This is a genomic window from Chryseobacterium sp. MEBOG07, from assembly GCF_021869745.1.
GTDB lineage: Bacteria > Bacteroidota > Bacteroidia > Flavobacteriales > Weeksellaceae > Chryseobacterium > Chryseobacterium viscerum.
Genome location: NZ_CP084579.1, coordinates 3,024,643 through 3,050,157, shown reverse-complemented (window position 1 = coordinate 3,050,157; position 25,515 = coordinate 3,024,643). Strand labels below are relative to the sequence as shown.

Below are 25,515 nucleotides of genomic sequence, written 5' to 3'. Positions count from 1 at the left end.
CCGATAAAATTTAAAAACAGTTCAGCTTGCTGAAAATCTTCGATTTTCTTGCGTCTAAAGATAAGTATAATGTATAATAAGTCTTTGCGCCTTTGCGTTTACCCAACAAAAAATTGAGGTTGTATTGCTCAAGTACGAAAATAACTTAACACAACTTAGTACGTAAAGGTGTCAATAATTTTGATACCTTTATTTTGCTTAAATAAAACAATGTCCGATTTACTTTATAAAAATATCAGTCAATATATAAATCTGTCAGATGAAGATTTCAACCGCTTTGTAAAACCTTTTGAACCCAAAACGTTTAAAAAGAAAGATGTGGTTCTCAAAGAAGGAGACTATTGCCTTTTTGAAGGTTTTGTTTTGAATGGGTGTTTTAAAATTTATTACCTGAACGAAACCGGATTTGAGCAGACATTATATTTTGCAGTGGAGGGATGGTGGATTACAGATATAGACAGTTTGATCAATCATGTTCCTTCTATATTAAATATTGAAGCTCTTGAGGATAGTGAAGTATTGATGATTTCAAAAAAAGATAAAGATATCTTGTACGAAACAATGCCTCAGATAGAAAAGCTTTTCAGAATTATGAACCAAAAATCTTCGGTAGCACTTCAAAGAAGAATTCTTTCATTAACGGGCAAAACGGCTGATAAACGATATTTGGAATTCCTTGAAAAATATCCAGGATTAGAACAAAGACTGACTCAGCAACAGGTGGCTTCCTATTTGGGAATTACCCATGAATTTTTAAGTAAAATCAGGAAAAAAATATACTTGGGGAAATAATTTACATTTTTATTTCGTTTTTTAATAGTACAAAGCGCTTTAATTATTTGTCTATTAGTGTTTTTACAATTACTTAAAGGTGTTGCGATATAGAAGAATTCAATCAGCGGGATAGGTATTATAAATCTGGATTCTTTAGATTTTTGAAATTGAATTTTTCTTAATGTTTTCAGGCTTATTAAGAATGTTTCAAAATAAGCAAAACTGAGGCCAAAGTGACAAAAAACAGCTTTTTTTAAGCTTGTTATGGTTTATCATGCTTATTTTTGCATGTCAAGTACAATAAATCATGAAGAAGCTCCAAGATATTCTTATCTCAACCAGAACAATGGCTGTATTGTTGCTGGTGTACGCATTTGCGATGGCTTATGCAACGTTCTTAGAAAACGACTACGGAACTCCTACAGCAAAAGCATTAATTTATGAGGCCAAATGGTTCGAACTGATTATGGTCGTGCTCATTCTTAACTTCATAGGAAATATCGGAAGATACAGACTGTGGAAAAAGGAAAAATGGCCGGTTCTTGTTTTCCACCTTGCCTTTATTTTTATTTTCATCGGTGGTGCTATCACAAGATACATCAGTTTTGAAGGGCAAATGCACATCAGGGAAGGTGAGACCTCCAACGAAATCGTAACGGATAAAAATTTCTTTAAAATCCAGGTCGAAGAAAAAGGAGATGTTCTTAACTATCAGGATGTTCCTTATCTGATGTCACCATTGCACAAAGATTTCAATGCAACTTATGACTTCCACGGAAAAGAAGTGAAAGTATTTGCTAAGGAATACATTCAAAGAAAAAAAGACAGCCTTGTAGCTGAGCCAAACGGTGCAGAGTATCTTCATTTGGTTTCTACCGGAAGTACCGGAAGACAAAACATTTACATCAAACCGGGAGAGACAAAGTCGATCAACGGAACTTTGGTGACATTCAACAGAGCTATTGAAGGAGCTGTTGAATTCAAAAATGAAGGCGGGAAATTGTTCATCAAAACTCCTGTAGATGCCAACTATATGACCATGGCTACTCAGGCTACCGGAACTACCATTAAAAATGAATTCCAGCCGTTAGCATTAAGAAGTTTATATACCATCAACGAATTAAAACTTGTAGTTCCTGAAGGTCTTAAAAAAGGAAGACTGATCGCTATTGAAGGCGACAGAAAGAAAGATGCTAGTGTTCCGGATATGCTTCAGATTGAGCTTCAGGGACCAAAAACAAAACGATTGGTAGATCTTTCTGTTGAAAGAGGAAATCCAAATGTTTACAAACAGGTTACTATGGATGGTTTAAACATCATGGTAGGCTTCGGACCTAAAGTATACAATACACCTTTCGCATTGAAACTGGATGATTTCGTTATGGAAACTTATCCGGGAAGTTCATCTCCAAGTGCTTATGAAAGCCACATTAAAATCATTGATGAAGGTAAAGAAACTCCTTATAAAATCTATATGAACCACGTTCTTAATCATAAAGGATACCGTTTCTTCCAGTCAAGTTTTGACCCGGACAGAATGGGAACTGTACTTTCTGTAAATCATGATTTCTGGGGAACTTTGATTTCTTACATCGGATATGGTCTTTTATTCTTAGGAATGTTTGTTATTTTCTTCTGGAAAGGAACACACTTCTGGAAATTAAATAAAATGCTTGTAGATGCTAGTAAGAAAAAAGCAGCTGCAGTATTATTGATTCTTTTAAGCTTAGGTTTAAATGCACAGAAAATCGAAACCCATGGTACTACTGACGGAAGCAGAGAACATATCCATGTAGAAGGAGACAATCATTCTCATGCACCGGCTCCATCTGCCCAACCGCTTGATGGTGCTGCTCCAAAGAATAACTCATTAGCAACCCCAATGGGTAAAATGAGATCTATCTCTCCGGATGAAATCATTGCGAGAAACAGAATCACTAAGGAACATGCGGATAAATTCGGTTACCTTTTGGTGCAAAGTTTTGAAGGAAGAATTGTTCCTATTAATACAGTAGCATTAGATGTTTTAAGAAAACTATATAAAAAAGACGAATTCAAAGGAACAGACGGAAAGTCGCTTACTGCTAACCAATGGTTCCTCTCTATCAATACAGACACTCCAAGCTGGACAATGGTTCCAATAATCAAGGTGGGACCTAAAGGTGGTGACGAACTGAAAAATAAAACAAAGGCAGATGAAGATGGTTATACTTCACTGATGAACCTTTTCCCGGCAGATGCCAATGGTAATCTAACCTATATTTTAGATCATGATTACAATACGGCTTTCCGTAAGAAACCGGCTGATCAGACCAATTATGATAAAGAAGTTATTGCTGTAAACGAAAGAGTACAGATCTTCAATGAGTTCTTTAGCGGTCAGTTTATGAGAATTGTTCCTGTGAAAAATGATGCCAATCATACATGGCATTCATGGTTAGATCAGAAATTCGAACCGGATATGGAATCTCAGCAGGTAATGGGACCTTACTTTGCACAAGCACTTACTGCTCAGAAATCAGGAAACTGGAGCAAAGCAGATGAAGAATTGATAAAGCTTTCAGAGTATCAGCAGAAATGGGGGAAAGCAGTAGTTCCTACAAAATCTAAAGTTGATCTTGAGGTTTTCATGAATAAAGCGGATATTAACTTTAAATTATTGATTTTCTATACCATCATTGGAGGTCTTCTTTTAGTTCTAGGGTTTGTTGAATTATTCAAGCCAAATAAAGTATTAAGCAAGGCTATCAAAGTGACTATTTATGTTGGATTAGTAGGATACATCTGTCATTTCTTAGGTCTTGTAGCAAGATGGTATATCTCGGGACACGCTCCTTGGAGTAACGGATATGAAGCGATCATCTTTATTTCATGGGTAGGTATTACAGCTGGTTTGTCGTTCTATTTTAGATTTACAAAACCTAATTTGGGGCAGAGAGCAGCTTTGGCAGTTGGGAATTTATTGAACAATAAAGGAGGAGCTGGTGTCAATGCTCTGATTCCTGCTTCCGGATTTATGGTGGCTGTAATCATGATGGGATTTGCACACGGAGGTTCTGCTCTTGATCCGCAGATCACACCGCTTGTTCCGGTATTGAAATCTTATTGGTTGATTGTTCACGTAGCCATTATTACTTCCAGTTATGGATTCTTTGCACTGTCGATGATCATTGCTGTAATCTCATTGGTATTCTATATTATATCCAATAAAGAAACATATAAAATTCACCACGATACAACATTAAAAGAATTGGTTGTCGTTTCTGAAATGTCATTAACAATCGGATTGTTTGCATTAACGGTAGGAAACTTCTTAGGAGGAATCTGGGCAAACGAATCTTGGGGAAGATACTGGAGCTGGGACCCGAAAGAAACTTGGGCTTTCATTTCCATCATGGTGTATGCATTTGTATTGCACATGAGATTAGTACCTGGATTGAGAAGCAGATGGGCATTCCACGTAGCAACAATGTTTGCGTTCTGCTCAATGGTAATGACTTATTTTGGAGTAAATTACTACCTGAGCGGACTTCACTCTTATGCAGCAGGAGATCCGGTACCAGTACCAGCTTGGGTATATATCGGAATCGCAACAATGATTACGCTATCAGCAGTATCTTATTTCAAGTTTAAAACTTTAACGAAGAAATAAAACTTCAAACATATAAAAAGCAAAATCCCGGAATTCATTTTCCGGGATTTTTTTGTGAATATGGAAATCAATAAGGGGTTAGTTCTTAATAAATTTAGAACGCATTTCACCTATCTGATAAAAGTACGTTCCAACAGGTAAGTTTTCAACATTGATTGAGATTTTGCTGTCTGATACATTGAAATGTTGAGTTAAAACCCTTTTTCCTGTACTCTCATAAATTTCTACTGCAGTTGACCCTTTCCCCGGATTTATTATATTTAAAATCTTATTCGTAGGGTTTGGAAAAGCAGAAAGTTTTGCTTTTGACTGAACTTCTTTTGCGGAAAGTAAGGTTGTTGGCAAACTATAAATTTCAGTTGAATTTGTATTTTGGTTGAATAATCTTAGCTTATTGATATTAGTGGTATTGTCGTGATAAATATTGATGTCATATTCATCAGTGAACTTATAATTTGGACCAAATTCATGTATTGTATTTCCGTCTTCATTGTAAATTTTTATAATGTATTCTCTTTCCGAGGTGGCAGGATTGTATTTTTCAAATGTTATAATGATTTCCAATTTATTATCAGTGTTAAAAATATTTTTAGATAATATGAAATTGTTATTGTATTGATCTATAAACATGCTATATCCGCTTGGTACAATTGGAGTAAACTGTTTGTAGATAGAGTAATCTGCTTTATAAATTTTTACCTCATTTATCGTATGTCCTACTGAATAATAAAATGTTTCATCGGCATTGGTGTAAACTTGCAGATTTTCAGAAACAAAATTTTTATCAAGTGTGATTTGTCCAAACATCAATCCTGTAATGGTCATTGCAGCGCATAACATGAATTTTTTCATAGTTTTTAAATTTAAATTTTCACAAAAGTATTTTGTAGCTCGATAACTTCCTTATGGCTTCCCGTAGCTTAATTATTGTATTTTCTTTTTAACTCAAAAGCTTGAAACAGTTTTTATTTCAATACTACTTACCCTTATCCCGAACCTCACAAAAAAAATATAATTAATACCACATAATTCAAAATTCATTGCTATCTTTATGATATCAAAATAATATCAAAATAAAATTCAATTATGGAAAAAACATTAAAACCTATGTCAGGTTACATTACACTGGTCATCTGTCTTGCTTTGTTTGTGGCAGCAGTTTACTTCTTTGTTAGTGGAGTAGATCAAAGTATTGCCTATGTGGTTATCGCTATGCTTTGCTTTCTTACTTCGTGCTTTTTTCTGAAAGGATTAATGATCATTCAGCCTAATCACTCAAGAGTATTGAACTTCTTTGGGAAATATGTAGGTTCGGTAAAAGAAAACGGACTGTTTTTTATCAATCCTTTGTACTCGTCACAGAAAATGTCTTTACGTTCCGAGAACTTACAAGGACAAACCCTGAAGGTAAATGATAAAATGGGAAACCCTATCGAAATTGCAGTAGTAATGGTATGGAAAGTAGGAGATACCTATAAGGCAGCTTTTGATGTAGAACGCTATTCTGACTTTGTAAAAATGCAGAGTGAAGCGGCAGTTCGTCATTTGGCCATGAGCTTTCCTTATGATAACCTGGAAGACGATCATGCACCGATCACTTTACGAGAAGGTGGAGATAAGATTAATTCTATTTTGGAACAGGAACTTACAGACCGTCTTTCAAAAGCAGGAATTATAATTCAGGAGGCAAGAATTTCTCACTTGGCCTATGCTTCGGAAATTGCAGGAGCAATGCTTCAAAGACAGCAGGCTACAGCTATTGTTGCAGCAAGAACCAAAATTGTGGAAGGAGCTGTAGGAATGGTAGATCTTGCCTTGAAAAAGCTTTCCGAAGGTAATATCGTTGAACTTGATGATGAAAGAAAAGCAGCCATGGTAAGCAACCTAATGGTGGTTTTATGTGGTGAAAAAGCAGCAACCCCCATCCTAAATGCGGGAACGCTGTATAACTAAGAATAATAATTAAAATTTTCAGGTTAATGATTGAACTTATAAACCTGGAAAATAAATCTTGCATTAAAAACAAGAACAATGAAATCAGAAAAAGCTCAGAACACTTCGGAAAATAAAGGTAAAAAATCCTTTGTCATAAGGATAGATGAGTCTACTTATAAACTTCTTGAAAAGTGGGCAGGCGATGAATTCAGAAGTGTGAATGGACAGATAGAATACCTGTTGCATCAGAGCCTGATCCATGCAGGGAGAAAGAAGAATGATTAGTTTTAAAACGGTCAGTTTAAGATAATAAATGATCTTTTCGGGTGATGATCAATTAGAACTTGGTATTTCATTCCTTTTTTTAATTACAGAAAATACAAAAAAGGGCTGTTTTTTTAACGTTTCAATAAAAAAATGACAATTCGGCAAACCTTTTACAAAAAAAGAAAGCAGAGAAAATTTCTCTGCTTTTTTATTTTATACAACTCTGAAGCGTGTCTGCTCCAAAGTAGAATATGACGAGCCAAATCAAGCCTTTAATGGTAAAGAAAGCAAATCCCGCCCATCCTACACGCTTGAACCACTTTTTAAACTTTGAGTTGTTTTCTTGTGAATTTTCCATCGGTGATTGTCAAAATGATTACCCTGCAAAGATAAACATGTTTATAATTAGTCCAAATAAAAAACACATTAAAAATTAAAGTTTTGAGGTTCGCATAATATTTTTATCTTTAGAGAGAACGAAAAGTAAGATTTTATGTCAAAAAAAGTAAAGGATTTCGGAATCGAAAAAACGCTGAAAAATTTAGGTATTAAAGAAGAAAATAAAGGTACCTCAACAGGCGGAAAATATTTCGCTTCAGGAAAGGTGATAGAAAGCATTTCTCCTGTGGACGGAAAGTTGATCGCTAAAGTAAAAACTTCCGGAGAAAGTGATTATGACAAAGTAATTGAAACTGCTCAAAAAGCATTTCAGGAATTCAGACTGATCCCGGCTCCCAAAAGAGGAGAGATCATAAGACAGCTGGGCTTAAAATTAAGAGAATACAAAGACGATCTTGGTAAACTTGTTTCTTACGAAATGGGTAAATCATTACAGGAAGGACTTGGAGAAGTTCAGGAAATGATCGATATCTGCGATTTCGCTGTAGGACTTTCAAGGCAGCTTCAGGGGTACACTATGCACTCTGAAAGACCAGGACACAGAATGTATGAGCAATACCATCCGCTAGGAGTTGTAGGAATCATCACTGCATTCAACTTCCCTGTAGCCGTATGGTCTTGGAATACAGCATTAGCATGGATCTGTGGTAACGTTACCATCTGGAAACCATCTGAAAAAACACCACTTTGTGCCATTGCATGCCAGAATATAATGATTGAAGTTTTAAAGGAGAATAACCTTCCTGAAGGACTTTCAAGTGTATTGGTATCAGACCACGAAATCGGACAGAAATTAGTAGACGATAAAAGAGTAGCATTGGTATCTTTCACAGGATCTACAAGAGTAGGAAGAATGGTTTCTTCTAAAGTAGCAGAAAGATTCGGAAAATCTATTCTTGAATTAGGAGGAAACAACGCTATTATCATTACGAAAGAAGCCGATATTGACATGTCTATCATCGGAGCTGTTTTCGGAGCGGTAGGAACTGCAGGACAGAGATGTACTTCAACAAGAAGACTGATCATCCACGAAAGCGTATACAACGAAGTAAAAACAAGACTGACAAAAGCTTATGGCCAGCTTAAAATAGGAAATCCGTTGGATGAAAACAACCATGTAGGACCACTTATTGACACTGATGCTGTAAACCAATACGAAGAAGCGATCAAGAAATGTAAAAAAGAGGGAGGGAAATTCGCTGTTGAAGGCGGAGTTTTAACCGGAAAAGATTACGAATCAGGATGCTACGTGAAACCTTGTGTTGCAGAAGTGAAAAACTCTTATGAGATTGTTCAGCATGAAACCTTTGCACCGATCTTATATCTTATCAAATACAAAACATTAGAAGAAGCTATTGCCATTCAGAATGATGTTCCTCAGGGATTGTCTTCTGCTATCATGACTCAGAACTTAAGAGAGGCAGAATTGTTCCTTTCTCAGGCAGGTTCAGACTGTGGTATTGCCAACGTAAACATCGGAACTTCCGGTGCGGAAATCGGTGGTGCTTTCGGGGGAGAAAAAGAAACCGGAGGCGGAAGAGAGTCAGGTTCTGACGCTTGGAAGTACTATATGAGAAGACAAACCAACACTATAAATTACACTGCACATCTTCCTTTGGCACAAGGGATTAAGTTTGATTTATAAAAGCTTTACTTAAAGAACTCAAAAAACAAAAAAACTTAATAACCTGAGTGATTAAATGATTCATTCTTTGGATCATTTAATCATTCACTTATTAAATCACACAACAATTTATTATGGAACAAACATTAGATATAAAAGCAAATAAAGTAAAAGAAACAGTAGGAAAACATGTATTGGCAGACGGTTTCGATTTTGTGATGGATATTGAAAAATCACACGGATCATGGCTTTATGATAAATTGACAGACAGAGAATATCTGGATATGTTCTCCATGTTTGCATCAGCGTCTATCGGATACAATCACCCTTATCTTTTGGAAAGATCAGAGTGGTTGGGAAGAATGGCTGTGAACAAGCCGACTTTGGCTGACGTGTACTCAGAAGAATATGCTCATTTCCTTGAAGTATTCGAGAGAGTGGTTATTCCTGAAGAATTACAATATGCTTTCTTTATCGAAGGCGGAAGTCTGGGCGTTGAAAATGCAATGAAGGCATGCTTCGACTGGAAGACCCGTAAAAACTTTGCAAAAGGACTAGATACAGAAGCAGGAATCTGCATTCACTTCAAACAGGCTTTCCACGGAAGAAGCGGTTATACATTGAGCTTAACCAATACTTCTGACCCGAGAAAGTACCAATATTTCCCAATGTTCAACTGGCCGAGAATTTTAAATCCAAAATTAAAATTCCCGATTACAGAAGAAAACCTGGAAGAAACGATCAAAAATGAAAACCTTGCTTTGCTTCAGATTGAAGAGGCTATTCTGATGAACCCCAATAAAGTGGCTTGTATCATCATAGAACCTATTCAGGCAGAAGGAGGTGACAATCATTTCAGAGATGAATTCTTATTAGGATTAAGAAAAATCTGTGATAACAACGAAATCTTACTTATTTTTGATGAAGTTCAGACAGGGATTGCTATTACAGGGAAAATGTGGGCATTCCAGCATTTTACAGCAAAACCGGATATCATTTCTTTCGGGAAAAAAGCTCAGGTTTGCGGTGTATTAGCCAATAAAGAAAAGTTTGACGAAGTTCCGAATAACGTTTTCAGAGAAAGTTCAAGAATCAATTCTACCTTCGGAGGAAACTTTATAGACATGCTTCGTTTCCAATTGGTAATGGAAGTTATCGAAAAAGAAAACCTTGTAGAAAATGCAAGAATAGTTGGAAACTTCTTATTAGAAAGCTTAAAAGGTTTTGCTGAAAAGTATCCTGAAAAAATTTCAAACGCAAGAGGAAGAGGCTTGATGTGTGCGATTGATCTGCCAACTGCAGAACAAAGAAACCATCTGATGAGCGAGCTTTTCAACGATGGATTGATCATTCTTCCATGCGGAGATCAGTCTCTTCGTTTCAGACCTCATTTGAATGTTACAAAGGAAGAAATCCAGCTTGCTTTAGACAAAATTGAAAACAATATTAATAAAATTTAAACCTCGAGGATTTGTAATTTTAAAAAAATTATCATATATTTAGATACTCAAACAATTAGGATATGGAAAGAAGTACGAGAGTATCGGTTTATGTAAGTGATAACCCTTCAGAAATTCAATTGGTTAAGTCTAAATTGGATGATGCTGAAATTACAAATACCGTTGAAAATAACTATCTTACGTTTACTACAACGCCTACAGCAACTTCGCTAAAGGTAATGGTAGATTTGGAAGATGAAACAAAAGCATTTGATATTATTGATGCTTACCTTCAACAAAGTGAGAATCAATAAACAATTTCATAATTTTAAATTTTACTACTTCGAACCGAAAATTAATTTCTTATTAATTTTCGGTTTTTTAATTATAAACTATTATAGAAGAGGGTTTTAAAGAATAAATAACTAGCTGTCATTCTAGATTTTTAATTCTTTAAGCCATCTCATTTTTTAATCAAATATGACAAAATGAATCCAGAGATTAAACTAAGACAAGCGGAAATTGAAGAAAGAAACAGTATTTGGGAAATTATCCAGCAATCCATAGAAAGAAGAAGACAGGATGGAAGTACCCAATGGCAGAACGGATATCCTAATCTTGGAACAGTAGAGAGTGATATTGCCAAAGGATTCGCTTATGTGATGACAGTAGATGGAGAAATTGCAGTATATGCTGCTTTGATTCTGAATGATGAGCCGGCTTACAGTACCATTGAAGGAGCATGGCTGAGTGATGGTGAATTTGTAGTAGTACACAGAGTAGCTGTTGACGAAAAATTTGCAGGACAAGGGATGGTAAAAAAACTTTTTGATCAGATTGAAGAATTTACCAAGTCCCATGGAATTCAGAGTATTAAGGTAGATACCAATCATGACAATCTTGCTATGTTGAAAATCCTTGAAGGCAGAGGCTATTCCTATTGTGGAGAGGTTCTTTTAAAAGACGGAATGAGAAAGGCCTTTGAGAAGATTATAATTTAAGCAAAAAGTTAAATCATCTTTCATTGAATTTTTAAACCGGGGTGTATTTATAAACTCTATCAGGTTTGTTCGTTTGGTTCTGAACTAATTTTTACATTTGTTAAAAATTTTTATATTATGCACCAAAGTATAGAAATTGATGAGAAAATTTTTCAGGATGCCGTAAAGTTCTATGGCACCGTGTTTAGCTTACCCCCTTTAGCATCGAAAATTTATTCCTACCTTCTTTTTGACTATGAGAAAGTAGGAATTACTTTTGACGAATTTGTTGAAGTGCTCTCTGCGAGCAAAAGCTCTGTTTCTACAAGTATTTCATTACTGTTAAATGCACAGCTTATCGTAGACCACAATAAAATGGATGAGCGGAAACGATATTTTTTCATCAATGATGAATACAAGAAAATACGATTCGAAAAAATTGTCCAAAAGATGCAGGACGAATTAAAACTATTAGATGATTTAAACAATTTTAAAAAAAGTAAAGATGATGGATACAATGAAAGAATAGAAGTTTACAAAGCACTCTTAAATAAAAACATAGAAAATATTCAGGAATCTCTTAATAAACTATAAAATGAATAATAAGCTAGTTATACTTTCCATTGCAGCGCTTTCACTGACTGCCTGCAAAAAAGAAGCTCCCAAACAAGATGGTGCCAAGCCGTACCCTGTTGTTTCTGTGGAGTCAAAAAATATAGTGGGTTATCAGACGTTTCCGGCTACCATCCAAGGTAGAGTAAACAATGATGTACGTGCAAAAATACAGGGGTACATTACCCAGGTATTGGTAGATGAAGGACAATATGTTACAAAGGGACAGCCATTGTTCCGTCTGGAAACTAATATTCTGAACGAAAACGCCGCTGCTTCCAAAGCAGGAATTGGCGCTGCTGAATCCAGTATTGCAGCAGCTCAGGCTTCGGTAAATGCCGCTCAGGTTGAAGTGAACAAACTAAAACCTCTGGTTCAGAAAAATATCATCAGCAACGTACAGTTACAGACAGCCCAGGCTCAGCTGGCTCAGGCCCAAGCTCAGTTACAACAGGCCAATGCTGCCAAAAGACAGGCAGAAGCCAATTATAAAGGGGTAGAAGCCAATATCGAATACTCTGTTATTCGTGCTCCTATTTCAGGGGTAATCGGAAGACTTCCGTTAAAAGTAGGAAGTTTAGTTGGACCGTCTGATCAGACCGCTCTGACAACAATTTCTGATACTTCTGAGATCTTTGCCTACTTTGCAATGAATGAAAAAGAATATTTTGATTTCCTTGAAAAAGCTCCCGGATCTTCTATGCCTGAGAAAATCAAAAACCTACCCATGGTAGAGCTGCAGTTAGCAAACGGAAGTCTTTATCCTGAAAAAGGGAAAATTGAAGCCATTACCGGTCAGATTGATCCTACAACAGGGACTATTCAGTTCAGAGTTGTGTTTTCCAATGCTCAAAAATTATTAAGCAATGGTAACAGTGGAACCATCAGATTCCCTCAGCGCTATGATAATGTTCTTGTCGTTCCTGAAAGTGCTACGTACGAACAACAAGGTATTGTGTACGTATATAAAGTAGAAAAAGGAGATACTGCGAGAAACGTTGTGGTAAATGTTATTGACAGAATCGACAATTTGGCTCTTATAAAATCAGGAGTTAATAAAGGGGAAACAGTTGTTGCAGCAGGTATCGGAGGTTTGAAACCGGGAACAGCTGTGAAGCCAAAACCAATCAAAATGGATAGTCTTGTTCAATCAATAAAACCGAAATTCTAATGATAAAAAACTTTATTAACAGACCGGTTTTATCTACCGTAATCTCAATCTTGATTGTGATTCTCGGTGTGCTAGGGCTGATCTCGTTACCGGTTACACAGTATCCGGACATTGCACCGCCCACGGTAAGTGTTTCTGCAAACTATACAGGAGCCAATGCGGAAACGGTGATGAAGAGTGTGGTAGTACCTTTGGAAGAACAGATCAACGGGGTGGAAGGAATGGATTATATCACTTCCTCTGCGGGAAATGATGGTTCTGCCCAGATCCAGGTTTTCTTTAAACAAGGAATAGACCCGGATATTGCCGCGGTAAACGTACAAAACCGTGTGGCCAGAGCGACACCTTTGCTGCCGTCCGAAGTGACGCGTTCAGGGGTTGTAACTCAAAAGCAGCAGACAAGTGCCCTGATGTATATGTCTTTCTATTCCGAAAATAAAGATCTTGATGACGTATACCTTCAGAACTTTTTGAATATCAATATTATTCCAAACCTGAAAAGGGTAAATGGTGTAGGGGATGCCAACGTTTTCGGAGGTAAAAACTACTCCATGAGAATATGGCTGGATCCGGCAAAAATGGCTGCCTACAGTGTAACTCCTACGGATGTTACCAATGCGATCAATGAGCAGAGTAGAGAAGCTGCAGCGGGTTCTATTGGCCAGAACAGCGGAAGTTCTTTTGAATATATCATCAAATATGTAGGTAAATTCAACGATAAAGAGCAGTACGATAATATCATCATCAAATCTCTTGCAAACGGACAAAACCTGATGCTGAAAGACGTTGCTAAAGTAGAACTGGCAGGGCAGTCTTATACAGGAATCGGGGAGAACGGAAATAATCCTTCCATCAGTATGGGGATCTTCCAGACACCGGGTTCTAACGCACAGGAGATTATTAAAAATATAAAAACGTATCTGAAATCTGCAGAAAGCACTTTCCCTAAAGGCGTTAAGTATACTTTTAACTTTGATACAAACGAATTCCTGGAAGCTTCTATTGAAAAGGTAGTACATACCCTGATCGAAGCCTTCATTCTTGTATTTATTGTAGTGTATATTTTCCTTCAGGACTTCAGATCTACCCTGATTCCGGCCATTGCGGTTCCGGTATCTATTGTAGGGGCATTCTTCTTCCTGAATCTTTTCGGATACTCATTGAACCTATTGACTTTGTTTGCATTGGTACTCGCCATCGGTATTGTGGTGGATGACGCCATTGTCGTCGTCGAGGCCGTTCATGCGAAGATGGAGCACGGTATTTCTGATGCTAAAAAGGCAACGGTAGAAGCCATGGATGAGATTACAGGGGCTATTATTTCTATTACTTTGGTAATGGCAGCCGTATTTATCCCTGTAACGTTTATTACAGGTCCTACAGGGGTATTCTACCAACAGTTTGGGATTACGCTGATCATAGCCATCATCATTTCTGCTATTAACGCATTAACGCTGAGCCCGGTTTTATGTTCATTATTCCTGAAACCTCACGCAGAGCATCATACAGAATACAAGAACCTAAACCTGCTGCAGAAGTTTTTCTATAAGTTTAATATTGCTTTTAAAACAACGACCGAGCGTTACGGAAGAGGATTTGTATTCCTGCTAAGACATAAATGGGTAACCCTGGTTATCTTCGCTGTTACCGGAGGGATCTTATTCTGGGCAAGCAGCAGTATGAAGAAAGGGTTTGTACCTACAGAAGACAGAGGGATTATCTTTACAGATGTTCAGCTTCCTCCGGGAGCTTCTATGGAAAGAACTTACAACGCCTTGAAAACACTTCAGGCCAAAGCAATGAAGGTTCCTGGAGTACAGAATGTAACGATTTCTACCGGTAGAGGATTCTTATCCGGAAACGGAAGTAACAACGGTCTTGCCTTTGTTAAACTAAAACCTTTCGAAGAAAGAAAAAAAGATGGCCAGACTTCTGAAGATATTACCAAAAAACTATTTGGAATTGTAGGAGCCGTTCCTGACGCCAAAGTAGTATTCTTCCAACCACCAAGTGTACCAGGATTTGGTAACAGTGCAGGTTTTGAAATGGTATTGCTTGATAAATCAGGTGGAGACTATGCTGACCTGGATAATAAAACCAATGAATTCATCGGTAAGCTGATGCAGAGACCGGAGATTCAATTTGCTCAGACTTCATTTAATACAAAATATCCTCAGTATCAGATGTATATCAATGTTCCGTTAGCAAAGCAACTTGGAGTTTCCGTTAGTGATATCCTTGCTACCATGCAGGGGTATATTGGAGGGATTTATACTGCTGACTTTACAAAATACGGAAAGCAGTTCAGAGTAATGGTTCAGGCACTTCCTGATAACAGAAAAAGTATTGATAACCTGAATGAATTGTATGTAAAAACCGGTTCAGGTGTCATGTCTCCGATCTCCCAGTTTGTAACCCTTACTAAAGCATACGGGCCACAATCTGTAAGCCGTTATAACCTGTTTACTTCAGTAAAGGTAACAGGAGCAAACTCTGATGGATATAGTTCCGGGGATGCCATTACTGCTGTACAGCAGGTGGCTAGTGAAACCCTGAATCAAAATTACGCAGTAGAATTTACCGGGTTGACGAGAGAAGAATTAAACTCAGGATCTCAGACGCTTCTTATTTTCGGGCTAAGTTTGATCTTCGTTTACTTTATCCTTTCTGCACAATATGAAAGTTATATTCTTCCATTGATTGTTGTTATTTCTCTTCCTCTTGGGGTAATGGGAGCGTACTTCGGACAGAAGATTATGGGCTTGGAAAATAATATTTATTTCCAGATTGCACTGATCATGCTTGTAGGACTACTGGCGAAAAATGCGATCCTTATTGTCGAATTTGCTGTTCAGAGAAGACATCATGGTGAAACGATTGTAATGTCAGCCATCAATGCAGCTAAAGCCAGGGTGAGACCGATTCTAATGACATCGTTTGCCTTTATCTTCGGTTTACTGCCGCTAGTTCTGGCAAGTGGAATTGGTGCGGTAGGTAACAGATCTATTGCAACGGGTGCGGCAATCGGACTATTGATAGGAACTATTTTGGGATTATTTGTCATTCCGGTTCTGTATGTCATCTTTGAAACATTGCAGGAAAAAATTAAACCTATCAAAAAGAAGAGATCAATTTAGCAGAATAAAATTAATTAGAGAAGTTAGAAGCTGGATATTAGAAATTAGTCTAAAATCAAATCTAGCTTCTAGCCTCTAACATCTAATTTCTAATTTTAAATAATGAAGAGTTTATTAAACATCATAAAAGGAATCACTTTTTCAGTTTTCATACTCGGAGCCGTATCATCATGTATGGCAAGAAAAGAGTATGAAAGACCGAAAAACGTTGTAGACGAAAAGCTTTTCCGTACGGATATGCTTCCTTCTGACAGTGCCAGTATCGCAGATATTTCATGGAAAGAAATATTCACAGATCCAATATTGCAGGGGCATATTTCTAAAGCACTGGCAAACAACCTTGATATCAGGATCGCTTTAGAAAGCATTAATTCTGCAGAGGCGTATCTTAAACAAAGCAAAGCTGCTTATCAGCCGACACTTTCTATCGGACCCAACTATACTTTTCAAACGCAGTCAATCAATACTCAGTTTGGACAGATCATTGGGGAAAGACGTTATGTGAACCAGTTTGACATTACAGGAACTATCGGATGGGAAGCAGATATCTGGGGGAAATTAAAAGCACAGGAGAAAGCACAATTAGCAACGTATTTAGGAACTGTTGCCGCTCATAAAGCAGTAAAAAGCAGCCTGGTATCTTCCATCGCTTCTGCTTATTATCAATTGCTGACTTTTGATGCCCAGAAGAAAATTATTACAGAAACTATTGCGGTACGTGAGAAAAACTTAGAGACTACCAAAGCTCTGAAAATTTCAGGAACCGTAACAGAAGTAGCAGTACAGCAGAGCGAGGCTCTTGTCTTCAATGCCAAATCATTACTGATTGATATTGATACACAGATCCAGCAGCTTGAAAATACCATGAGTCTTTTGATGGGAGAACCTTCTCACTCTATTGAAAGATCTACCCTGGAAGGGCAAAATATTCCGATCGATTTGAAATTGGGTTATCCTGCTCAGCTTTTGGCTAACCGTCCGGATGTGATGAGAGCGGAATATAACTTAATGAATACTTTCGAATTGACGAATGCTGCCAAAGCTCAATTTTATCCTACTTTAAAATTGACAGGAAGCGGAGGACTTCAGTCTGTGGATATTGATCACTTATTCAGTGTAAACTCATTGTTCGCGAATGTAGTAGCAGGGTTGGCACAGCCGATTTTAAATAAAAGACAGATCAAAACCAACTATGATGTAAGTCTTGCAAATCAGGAAACGGCTTATTTAAACTTCAGAAAAACAGTGCTTACTGCTGGAAAAGAAGTTTCAGATGCAATCAGAGTATTTTCTGTACAGGATTCATTTATTGAATTAAAACAAAAAGAATTGAATGCCTACAAAAATCTGTTGACTATTCCCAGGAATTGGTGAACTATGGTATGGCAAACTACCTTGAAGTATTGAATGCAAATGTGAATTCATTGAACGCGGAACTTAATATTTCCAATGCACGATATAGTAAAATGAAAGCAGCTGTAGAGCTTTATCAGGCTTTAGGCGGAGGCTGGAAATAACACTATTTTTGTTAGATAATGAAAACGTATGTCAGAAACGGCATACGTTTTTTTTTATTTTCTAAGTAGATAAAACTAAGTCGTCATCCAGATCAGAAAGTTCAATTCAATTTTAAATATTTATGTTAAAATTCTTTAAAAAGTAAAAACTGTTTGTATATATGTATTCAACTACGTAGTTTTGTACTTTAAAATATAAGCACTATGAAATTGGAGATACAAACCATAGGAAATTCATATTCAGAGCAAGCGATTGACTTGATTTTGACTATTCAGCAGAAGGAGTTTAATATTCCGATTACGATACAGGATCAGCCTGATCTTTTGCAGATAGAAAGTTTCTATACGGAGGCCGGAGGTAACTTTTGGGGAGCCTTTGTAGAAGGAGAACTGGTGGGTTCTATTGCATTGGTTAAGTTTGATGAAAGGGCAGGAGCGATCAGAAAAATGTTTGTTAAAAAAGAATTCAGAGGGAAAGAACTGAATATTGCTCAGGAATTATTAGAAGTTTTAATTTCTTTTTGCAAAGAAAATGGAATTGATGATCTGTATTTAGGAACCATAAATGTATTGAAAGCAGCTCAGCGTTTCTACGAACGGAATCAGTTTGTGAAGATTGAAAAAGGAAATCTTCCTGTGAAATTCCCTTTAATGAGTGCCGACGATATTTTTTACCATCTACATATTGACTAAACATGAATGTGATCAACGAAGCAGGAATTCTTGCGATATCCACCAGACTGCACCGCCTCAGTGAGCAATTGAGGAAAGACGGAGCCTTGATCTATAAAGCATTCGGAATTGATTTTGAACTGAAATGGTTTCCGGTCATTTTTACCATCTATAAAAAGAAATAGCCAGCGTTGTCGAAATAGCCAATGAGATTGGATACACCCATCCCTCCACAATAACCTTGCTCAAAGAACTCGAAAAACTGGAGTTGATACAGTGGGAAAAAGATAAGCAGGACGAGCGCAAGAGATTGTTTAAGCTGACTCCAAAAGGTCAGGAACTCATCGATAAAATGAAACCCGTTTGGGAGCTGATGTCACAGATTTTGGGAGATATTACCGATAATACAAACAATCTGCTGATGGCCATTGATGAAGCGGAAGAGAAAATAGCCAGCCAGTCTTTTTATCAGAGAGCGCTGCAGGTTAAGAATTCGAAATAAAATAAATTATTTATTGTATTGAAAAGAGCTGTACTGATAGGACATAGCTCTTTTTATTCAATAACTATATCAAGTAATTCTCTGAAAGAATTTATGCTTTTTAAATATTGTTTGTCCTCCTCCGTGAGTTCATTGGTTCCAAGTGCAATATCCTCTGATGCTTTTCCATCCTGACGTTTAAGAGCCAATTCAATGGATTCAATTTTGGGTTTCTTATTAAGTCCCAGTATTCTCAAATCTATTCGTTGCCCTTCTTTGATTTCACCTTCTATAATTTCTCCTATTAGGAAAAATTGTCTTCCTGTAATTTGAAAAGTATTGTTGAGTTTAAATTGAGCAACTACTAGATGATGCCAGTTATAGCCACAATATCTGCATTGTCTGGCATAAGGAGTACGGGCTAGTTTATCACATTTCGGACAATTGTTGAAAAATACTTTCTCAGGAGTTTCAGCCATTATCCGAGTTACAATGTTCTGTTTAAAAACCTCATTACCATTTTCTAATAGATTGGTGATTTCAGGATCGGAACTTATCCAATTCTTTTCTATCATTATCTTTCTGAATTGAGGATTTTCATCACTCTTGGCAGAAGACATTTGATGTTTCAGTGCTAACGTTTCATGATCATTCATTAATTTACTAAAATACCTGATGATATAATCTACTGTTTCTTTATCCATATCTAACTGAAAAAGGGTAATAATTCTTAGTTTTTTGTCGTGTCTAATTTATCATAGAATTCGATTTTTATACTGACAAACCGTTGTCACTCATTTTTTTTAAATTTACATGATTAGAAAGTTTAAAAACACAATACTATGGGAACATCTTCAGAAAGGTCAACGGTATATGTCAATACAAAAGCAGAATGGAGAGAATGGTTAGAAAATAATCATCATGTAGAGCAATCCATATGGCTTGTATGCAATACAAAAAAATCTAATTTACCTGTTGTTTATTGGACAGAACTAGTGGATGAAGCACTTTGTTTTGGCTGGATTGATAGTACGAGGAAAACAATTGATGAAGGTTCTTTTATGCAGTTATTCAGCAGGCGAAAACCCAAGAGTACATGGTCAAAGATCAACAAAGAGAAAGTTGAAAGACTGATTGAAAATAAGCTGATGACTCAGGCAGGCCTTGAAACGATCAGGATTGCAAAAGAAAATGGTTCCTGGACTATTTTAGATACTGTGGAAGAATTGATAATTCCGGAAGATCTGAATGAAACATTTAAACTTCATGAAGGTTCAGAAGCATACTTTTTAAGCTTGAGCAAATCAATAAAAAAAATGATGCTGCAATGGATTGTACTTGCCAAAAGACCCGAAACCAGGAAAAATCGCATTGATGAAATAGCAATACAGGCAGCTCAGAATAAGAAACCTAAAAACTTTTAAGCTTCAGGCCTTTGACCAATATAAAAATAGGCTGTCCCACTTTGGGACAGCCTATTCAATTGATTCATTATTGAAATGATATGATCTTAGAATCTTAAAGTTGCTGCAACAGACCAGGTTCTTCCAAAACCAAGAAATCCTGTATTACCATCAGCAATACCCTGATACACTCTGCCTGCATCCTGATACGTTTTTCCGGCATCCGGACCATTGGCAATTTTATCCCCAGCGAAGATGTTAGAGCTTAATTCAGAAACATAATATTTGTTGAATAAGTTGTACACATTAGCTCTCAGTGTTAAAGATTTTTTCGCATCAATCGTGAACTTGTAAGAAGCTCCCACATCAAATAAATGATAGCTTGGCAATTTTACAATTCCTTTTTCTCTTGCTGCTTCAGTAAGGAAGTTGATCGGGTTGAACTGTGCATATAATTTGTCATAATATTCCCAGTTGGCATCAATACTGAAAGCTTTCGTAATATTATAATCAGCCCCGATGCTAGCGGTTGTTTGAGCAGCATCTCCAACCTTCAGGTCTTTGATATTGATCATTCCCGTTGCTCCGGATACTTCCTGATTGCTTTGAACATCAAGGATGTTGAAGTTGGCGTTTCCTTTGTATTTCCAGTTACCTAAAGATAACATTCCTCTAAGCTTAAGGTTGCTAAAAGGTCTTGCTTTTGCTTCCAATTCAATCCCCTGGTGTACTTGTCCAACATTCAGAGCATTGTAGAAATAAGCATTTCCAAGGTTCAGTTGAGGGAACTTTGCAATATCTGCGGAAGTAGCATTGAATGTTCTTGAAATAAATCTGTCATCCCATTGCGTTCTGTACGCATTGATATTCACATCTACATAACGAGATTTGAAACCATATCCCAACTCTACAGAGAAGATTCTTTCATTCTTTGCATCGTTGTAAATATTCTGATTTGACGGGAACAAGGCGTTAAATAACGGCTGTCTGGAAATAACTCCAGTATTGAAAAATACGTTATGGTGGTCATCTATATTATAGTTGGCACCCCCTTTTACAATATAACCCGTTTTGTGATACCATTTTGTTTCCTGGTTTCCAGGAGTGTACAGCATATAGTCTATTCTCTTATAGTATTGTTCGGAAAGAGATCCCTGAATAGATGCACTTAGTTTTTCAGAGCTGTACTCAACCATTCCATAGATACCTGCCCATTTTACCAGCCCTTCATTGTGTATAGATACTTTCTGAGCATCTTTAAGCTTCGTAAGCGGTTCCGGTTTTACGGTTTGGTTAATATAATATCCTTTTGGAGCATTCGCTGTATTAGGAACAAATACTGCATCAGATCCTAACATATCCGTCACAATATCATACAGTGCTCCTTTATAAGTTTTAAGATCGATACCTCCGTTAAAGGTCCAGTTATTTTTTTTGTAATTAAGGTCTGCAATTACACCATACCAGTCATGAGCATTAATACTTTGCTTTCTCACAATACCATTGGTTCCGTTAAGAGTCGCTACATATTGTCCGTTGTAATCACCTGGAGAGCCCGCAGGTGCAGTAAAGGTTGATTTCTGGAAGGTATTTCCATTATAATCTGTTACCATACCCCCTCTGTTATAACGGTAAATCATATCCCAGTTGATTGTACCATCTCCACCAGCACCATAATTCATGAAGTTCATGGTTTGTCCGCTGCCGTTTTTAATAGAACCATTAAGTCCGGTACCACCGCCACCACGTCCCCACGAACCATAAAGAACTGTAGATAACTTCAGGTTATCATTCATAGTCCAGTCCCAGTTCAAGGATGCAATAGGCTTATGATAGAAGTTAGGAGCCAGGTTGAATTGAGAACCATTTAACATTCCTGTTTGTGGATTGTATCTTCTTCCATAAGTGTCAAATTGCTGTAGAGTAGCTACGTTCGCTCCGGTTGCTGAAGATCTTCTGGTGTCGTGTACCTGGGGAGCTCCGGTTGCAATTAAATTGAACGCATGCTTTTCATTAGGCTTAAATCCTGTTGAGAAAAACCATGAATAACCTTCTCCTTTTGTTCCATTGATGTAGCCATCACCCTGCCAGCGGGAAAGTAATACCGTGGTTCCCCATTTGTTCTTTAATCCGGAAGAGTACATTGCTGATATTCTGGAATAGTTATCGTTTCCAACTTCTCCCTTAATCATTGCTTTTTGCTCAGAATCGGTAGCTTTGGTTACAATATTGATGGTTCCCCCTACAGAAGGAACTACAAATTTAGAAGCACCCAAACCTCTCTGGATCTGAATATTGCTCGCAATATCTGCCAATCCCGTCCAGTTGGACCAGTATACGGTACCTCCCTGCATGTCGTTAACCGGCTGTCCGTTGATAATAACCGCAATGTTGGCACCATCAAAGCCTCTCATGTTGATTCTGCTGTCTCCAAATCCTCCACCTACTTTGGTAACGTATACGGATGGGGTAGACTTCATAATCTCAGGAAATTCTCTATTTCCTAACTTCTCCTGAATCTCAGCTGCCTTAATATTGGAAACTGCAACAGGAGTTTTTCTCTCTTTGGCTGTTTGGGAAAGGTTTCTACCTACCAACATAACCTCATCAATAGATTTTGATTTTTCTAATGAATCCTTTGTACTCTGCCCATAATATATGGCGGCCGTAGGTAATACAAGCGCTATAAAAAGTCGCTTTTTAAAAGTAATGCTCATGAAATAAACTAGCGTGTTTGATTTTAAGGCTGCAAAGATGAAAATTTATTTTTTAATAAAGTATTAAATCTTCATTACGTGACTTCATACAGCGCGTGAAATGATTATTGCCACTCATTTTTTTGAGTGTGTTAATTATTTCAGATCTTTAGTTTACAATTTGTTATAAAAAAGAAATCTGTTTAAATACATAAAATAATTATATAGCTCTTATGAAATTTATCATGGCTTACTTTTTCCCTGAAAGGTTTTATTGCTTGGTTTATTTTGTATCAATTTTAATATATTTGTAGATATTATTTGTATCAATTTTATTTTCTGAGACAGCATACGATTTTCAGGAAGCAACTGGAAGATAGTAAAGTATTAAAAAATTAGAAAAATATGACCCAGCTCAGTTTGTTCGATTCAGAAGAATTATATGAATTTCCAAAGGACCTTCTGGAGTATAGAGAGCATTTTTTGAGCAGGGAAGAAGCGGATCAGCTTAGGGCTCATCTGCTGGAAACCGCTCCATGGAAACAACGTACCCAGAAAATGTATGACAAAATGGTTTTGACACCACGTTTAACAGCATGGTATGGAGATAAAGAAAATGCTTATCCTTTGGGTGATGGTGAAGTGGATAATCATTCCTGGACACCGGAACTATTTTCCTTAAAACAAAAAATAGAACAAACCTTTGGGTATCAGTTCAATTCTGTATTGCTTAATCTTTACCGGGATCACAATGATTCTGTTGCCTGGCATCGGGACATGGAAAGCAGATATGGAAACCGCCCGGTGATTGCATCGGTAAGTTTGGGACAGACAAGAAACTTTGATTTCCGGAAAAAAGATCATCATCAGAATAAATACAGCCTGCCTCTTCCTCATGGTTCATTATTGATTATGAAAGGAGATTTACAGGAAAACTGGGAACACCGGATTGCCAAATCTGTGACCTCTATGAAAGAGCGTATCAATCTGACATTTAGACTGCTTCGTTGACTCATTTCTGGATGAAAATCCTTTTTGCTAAAACTTTTCTTTGACATTCCATCCTGTATTAGTACTGTAGCAATTAATGATACAGAAATTAAAGCTTTCAAAAAGATATAGTACCGTTACAAAACATAATTTTTCCTTGTTTCGATCATAAAATGTGGTATGGAATGTATAATCATAATCCTTTAAAAATTACTGTTTTTTCAAATATTGTGAGTATTTTTGAACCTAAAATACCAGTATTTAATTATTGATTTTAATTTCTATGATTTTAATTGTTGATGACAACCAAAGTAATCTTTATTCACTACAAAAATTACTTGAATCAAAAAACTTCCAAGTAGAAACAGCCAGCTCAGGAGAAGAGGCTCTTGGTAAAGCTCTAAAAAATGACTATGCTCTGATTATTTTAGACGTTCAAATGCCAGATATGGATGGTTTTGAAGTTGCCGAAACATTGGCAGATTATAGTAAAACGAAGGAAGTTCCTATTATATTTTTATCCGCCGTCAGTACAGATAAAAAATTTATAACACGTGGTTATGCTTCCGGCGCCAAAGATTATGTAACCAAACCTGTAGATCCTGAAATTCTTTTACTTAAAGTAAAAACTTTCTATAATCTTCAGGAGCAGAATATAGCCATGAAAAAGACCCAGCAGAATCTTGAATTAGAGGTGAAGGGAAGGCGGGAGTCTCAGGTTACGATGAAGTCTCAGATAGATCATTTTCATTTAATGCTGGAATCTCTTCCTCAGATTGCATTCACATTCAATGAAGAAGGAATCATTGATTTTGTTAATGGTAAATGGTATCAGTACTCTGATGCTGAACAGAATTTCCCAGAAACACATCCTGACGATCATGATATTAAAGAGGAATTTGAGCGATGCAGGAAAAAAGGAAAGGCTCTCGAATTAGAAATTAGAATTAAAAACGTGATTTCCGGTCATTACCGGTATCATTTGTTGAGAGTAACGCCTGTATATTATAATGAAGACCGTATTAAGAACTGGGTTGGTACTTTTACTGATATTGACGATCAGAAAAAAGTGGAAAAAGAAAAAGATGAATTTTTAAGCATTGCGAGCCATGAGTTGAAAACACCTTTAACCAGTATTAAAGCATACGTTCAGCTATTGGAAAGAAAATTAAAACTAGATAAAGACAGTCCTGAAGCAGGATTTGTGACGAAAGTTCAGGGACAGATTGAGAAGCTGAATACATTGATTACAGATCTGCTGGATGTTTCCAAGATCGAAAATGGAAAACTGAAAATCAATAAAAAGCAGGTTAATCTGGAAAAAGTTATCAGTAACGCCATTGAAACGATACTGCAGACCCATGATGAAGGTAAAGTCAAAATTGAACGCCACGGAATCAAACCAGATATTTTAATCCCATTAGACGAAATCCGTATAGAACAGGTACTGATTAATTTTCTGACAAACGCGATTAAATATTCTCCCAATAACAATCAGGTGATTGTCACCACCTTTGTAGATGAAGAAGCACAGGAGGTCAGAGTTAATGTAACTGATTTCGGTATTGGAATCCCTGATTTTAAACAGGATGCCGTATTTAAAAAATTCTATCGGGTAGAAGAATCTTCACTGCAGTTCCAGGGAATGGGGATTGGATTGTTTATCTGCTCTGAAATCATCAAACAGCATCATGGAAGTGTTGGCGTTTCCAGTATCTTAGATGAAGGTTCTACTTTTTATTTCACATTACCCCTAAATTAATTTG

The 25,515-nt window shown here is 36.8% G+C and carries 20 protein-coding genes and 1 pseudogene; 18 read left to right on the top strand and 3 right to left on the bottom strand.

Annotation, left to right across the window (positions count from 1 at the left end):
* The first annotated feature begins 210 nt into the window (after window positions 1-210).
* Both LF886_RS14100 and ccsA read left to right on the top strand, forming a co-directional pair.
* Window positions 211-792, top strand: coding sequence for a Crp/Fnr family transcriptional regulator (locus tag LF886_RS14100; RefSeq protein WP_236850140.1), 582 nt, complete (start codon window positions 211-213; stop codon window positions 790-792).
* Between the two features lie 289 nt (window positions 793-1,081).
* Window positions 1,082-4,426 (top strand): cytochrome c biogenesis protein CcsA, encoded by a 3,345-nt coding sequence (gene ccsA, locus LF886_RS14095; protein ID WP_236850139.1) that lies wholly within the window; start codon window positions 1,082-1,084, stop codon window positions 4,424-4,426.
* Window positions 4,427-4,504: 78 nt separating this feature from the next.
* Here ccsA and LF886_RS14090 read toward each other — a convergent pair whose 3' ends face one another.
* A complete protein-coding gene (locus LF886_RS14090; protein ID WP_236850138.1) occupies window positions 4,505-5,278 on the bottom strand; it encodes a T9SS type A sorting domain-containing protein in 774 nt (257 codons plus the stop codon).
* Window positions 5,279-5,512: 234 nt separating this feature from the next.
* On the opposite strand from LF886_RS14090, the gene LF886_RS14085 reads away from it, so the two are divergent.
* The 13 genes and pseudogenes from LF886_RS14085 to LF886_RS14025 all read left to right on the top strand — a co-directional run bounded on the left by LF886_RS14085 (window position 5,513) and on the right by LF886_RS14025 (window position 18,681).
* Window positions 5,513-6,379 carry an SPFH domain-containing protein gene (locus LF886_RS14085; protein WP_236850137.1) on the top strand — a complete coding sequence of 289 codons (867 nt, stop codon included), beginning with the start codon at window positions 5,513-5,515 and terminating at the stop codon, window positions 6,377-6,379.
* A 78-nt stretch (window positions 6,380-6,457) separates the two neighbouring features.
* A complete protein-coding gene (locus tag LF886_RS14080) occupies window positions 6,458-6,646 on the top strand; it encodes an Arc family DNA binding domain-containing protein (RefSeq protein ID WP_103234566.1) in 189 nt (62 codons plus the stop codon).
* Window positions 6,647-7,121: 475 nt separating this feature from the next.
* Entirely contained in the window at window positions 7,122-8,672 is a 1,551-nt protein-coding gene (locus LF886_RS14075) for an aldehyde dehydrogenase family protein (RefSeq protein WP_236850136.1), read from the top strand.
* A gap of 113 nt (window positions 8,673-8,785) precedes the next feature.
* Window positions 8,786-10,111 (top strand): L-lysine 6-transaminase, encoded by a 1,326-nt coding sequence (gene lat, locus LF886_RS14070; protein WP_236850135.1) that lies wholly within the window; start codon window positions 8,786-8,788, stop codon window positions 10,109-10,111.
* A gap of 62 nt (window positions 10,112-10,173) precedes the next feature.
* Entirely contained in the window at window positions 10,174-10,404 is a 231-nt protein-coding gene (locus LF886_RS14065) for a DUF2007 domain-containing protein (protein ID WP_103233441.1), read from the top strand.
* Between the two features lie 174 nt (window positions 10,405-10,578).
* A complete protein-coding gene (locus LF886_RS14060) occupies window positions 10,579-11,091 on the top strand; it encodes a GNAT family N-acetyltransferase (protein WP_103233440.1) in 513 nt (170 codons plus the stop codon).
* Window positions 11,092-11,208: 117 nt separating this feature from the next.
* On the top strand, window positions 11,209-11,664 hold the full coding sequence (locus LF886_RS14055) for a transcriptional regulator (RefSeq protein WP_065394571.1): 456 nt from the start codon (window positions 11,209-11,211) through the stop codon (window positions 11,662-11,664).
* A gap of 1 nt (window position 11,665) precedes the next feature.
* Window positions 11,666-12,853, top strand: a complete 1,188-nt coding sequence (locus LF886_RS14050; protein WP_236850134.1) for an efflux RND transporter periplasmic adaptor subunit — start codon at window positions 11,666-11,668, stop codon at window positions 12,851-12,853.
* Window positions 12,853-15,990 carry an efflux RND transporter permease subunit gene (locus LF886_RS14045; protein WP_236850133.1) on the top strand — a complete coding sequence of 1,046 codons (3,138 nt, stop codon included), beginning with the start codon at window positions 12,853-12,855 and terminating at the stop codon, window positions 15,988-15,990. The genes LF886_RS14050 and LF886_RS14045 overlap by 1 nt, the downstream gene beginning before the upstream one ends.
* A 102-nt stretch (window positions 15,991-16,092) precedes the next feature.
* A pseudogene (locus tag LF886_RS14040) lies at window positions 16,093-17,507 on the top strand (efflux transporter outer membrane subunit).
* A gap of 204 nt (window positions 17,508-17,711) precedes the next feature.
* Window positions 17,712-18,200, top strand: coding sequence for a GNAT family N-acetyltransferase (locus LF886_RS14035; protein WP_236850132.1), 489 nt, complete (start codon window positions 17,712-17,714; stop codon window positions 18,198-18,200).
* 2 nt (window positions 18,201-18,202) lie between these two features.
* Window positions 18,203-18,364 (top strand): hypothetical protein, encoded by a 162-nt coding sequence (locus LF886_RS14030; RefSeq protein ID WP_236850131.1) that lies wholly within the window; start codon window positions 18,203-18,205, stop codon window positions 18,362-18,364.
* Window positions 18,365-18,420: 56 nt separating this feature from the next.
* Window positions 18,421-18,681, top strand: a complete 261-nt coding sequence (locus LF886_RS14025) for a MarR family winged helix-turn-helix transcriptional regulator (RefSeq protein ID WP_236850130.1) — start codon at window positions 18,421-18,423, stop codon at window positions 18,679-18,681.
* Between the two features lie 53 nt (window positions 18,682-18,734).
* Here the strand turns inward: LF886_RS14025 and LF886_RS14020 are convergent, their stop codons facing one another.
* Window positions 18,735-19,364 carry a hypothetical protein gene (locus tag LF886_RS14020; RefSeq protein WP_236850129.1) on the bottom strand — a complete coding sequence of 210 codons (630 nt, stop codon included), beginning with the start codon at window positions 19,362-19,364 and terminating at the stop codon, window positions 18,735-18,737.
* A gap of 138 nt (window positions 19,365-19,502) precedes the next feature.
* On the opposite strand from LF886_RS14020, the gene LF886_RS14015 reads away from it, so the two are divergent.
* Window positions 19,503-20,084 (top strand): YdeI/OmpD-associated family protein, encoded by a 582-nt coding sequence (locus tag LF886_RS14015; protein ID WP_236850128.1) that lies wholly within the window; start codon window positions 19,503-19,505, stop codon window positions 20,082-20,084.
* 86 nt (window positions 20,085-20,170) lie between these two features.
* Here LF886_RS14015 and LF886_RS14010 read toward each other — a convergent pair whose 3' ends face one another.
* The gene (locus LF886_RS14010; protein WP_236850127.1) at window positions 20,171-22,780 is read right to left on the bottom strand and encodes a TonB-dependent receptor; all 2,610 of its coding nucleotides are present in this window, start codon (window positions 22,778-22,780) and stop codon (window positions 20,171-20,173) included.
* 384 nt (window positions 22,781-23,164) lie between these two features.
* On the opposite strand from LF886_RS14010, the gene LF886_RS14005 reads away from it, so the two are divergent.
* Both LF886_RS14005 and LF886_RS14000 read left to right on the top strand, forming a co-directional pair.
* Window positions 23,165-23,770 carry an alpha-ketoglutarate-dependent dioxygenase AlkB family protein gene (locus LF886_RS14005; RefSeq protein WP_236850126.1) on the top strand — a complete coding sequence of 202 codons (606 nt, stop codon included), beginning with the start codon at window positions 23,165-23,167 and terminating at the stop codon, window positions 23,768-23,770.
* Between the two features lie 262 nt (window positions 23,771-24,032).
* On the top strand, window positions 24,033-25,511 hold the full coding sequence (locus LF886_RS14000; RefSeq protein WP_236850125.1) for a response regulator: 1,479 nt from the start codon (window positions 24,033-24,035) through the stop codon (window positions 25,509-25,511).
* Window positions 25,512-25,515: the final 4 nt, after the last annotated feature.

Coding starts and splice junctions, on each gene's coding strand:
- LF886_RS14075 (WP_236850136.1), top strand. CDS start 7,122: ATGTCAAAAAAAGTAAAGGATTTCGGAATCGAAAAAACGCTGAAAAAT.
- LF886_RS14085 (WP_236850137.1), top strand. CDS start 5,513: ATGGAAAAAACATTAAAACCTATGTCAGGTTACATTACACTGGTCATC.
- LF886_RS14045 (WP_236850133.1), top strand. CDS start 12,853: ATGATAAAAAACTTTATTAACAGACCGGTTTTATCTACCGTAATCTCA.
- LF886_RS14090 (WP_236850138.1), bottom strand. CDS start 5,278: ATGAAAAAATTCATGTTATGCGCTGCAATGACCATTACAGGATTGATG.
- LF886_RS14100 (WP_236850140.1), top strand. CDS start 211: ATGTCCGATTTACTTTATAAAAATATCAGTCAATATATAAATCTGTCA.
- lat (WP_236850135.1), top strand. CDS start 8,786: ATGGAACAAACATTAGATATAAAAGCAAATAAAGTAAAAGAAACAGTA.
- LF886_RS14035 (WP_236850132.1), top strand. CDS start 17,712: ATGAAATTGGAGATACAAACCATAGGAAATTCATATTCAGAGCAAGCG.
- LF886_RS14010 (WP_236850127.1), bottom strand. CDS start 22,780: ATGAGCATTACTTTTAAAAAGCGACTTTTTATAGCGCTTGTATTACCT.
- LF886_RS14005 (WP_236850126.1), top strand. CDS start 23,165: ATGACCCAGCTCAGTTTGTTCGATTCAGAAGAATTATATGAATTTCCA.
- ccsA (WP_236850139.1), top strand. CDS start 1,082: ATGAAGAAGCTCCAAGATATTCTTATCTCAACCAGAACAATGGCTGTA.
- LF886_RS14000 (WP_236850125.1), top strand. CDS start 24,033: ATGATTTTAATTGTTGATGACAACCAAAGTAATCTTTATTCACTACAA.
- LF886_RS14065 (WP_103233441.1), top strand. CDS start 10,174: ATGGAAAGAAGTACGAGAGTATCGGTTTATGTAAGTGATAACCCTTCA.
- LF886_RS14055 (WP_065394571.1), top strand. CDS start 11,209: ATGCACCAAAGTATAGAAATTGATGAGAAAATTTTTCAGGATGCCGTA.
- LF886_RS14015 (WP_236850128.1), top strand. CDS start 19,503: ATGGGAACATCTTCAGAAAGGTCAACGGTATATGTCAATACAAAAGCA.
- LF886_RS14080 (WP_103234566.1), top strand. CDS start 6,458: ATGAAATCAGAAAAAGCTCAGAACACTTCGGAAAATAAAGGTAAAAAA.
- LF886_RS14020 (WP_236850129.1), bottom strand. CDS start 19,364: ATGGATAAAGAAACAGTAGATTATATCATCAGGTATTTTAGTAAATTA.
- LF886_RS14030 (WP_236850131.1), top strand. CDS start 18,203: ATGAATGTGATCAACGAAGCAGGAATTCTTGCGATATCCACCAGACTG.
- LF886_RS14050 (WP_236850134.1), top strand. CDS start 11,666: ATGAATAATAAGCTAGTTATACTTTCCATTGCAGCGCTTTCACTGACT.
- LF886_RS14060 (WP_103233440.1), top strand. CDS start 10,579: ATGAATCCAGAGATTAAACTAAGACAAGCGGAAATTGAAGAAAGAAAC.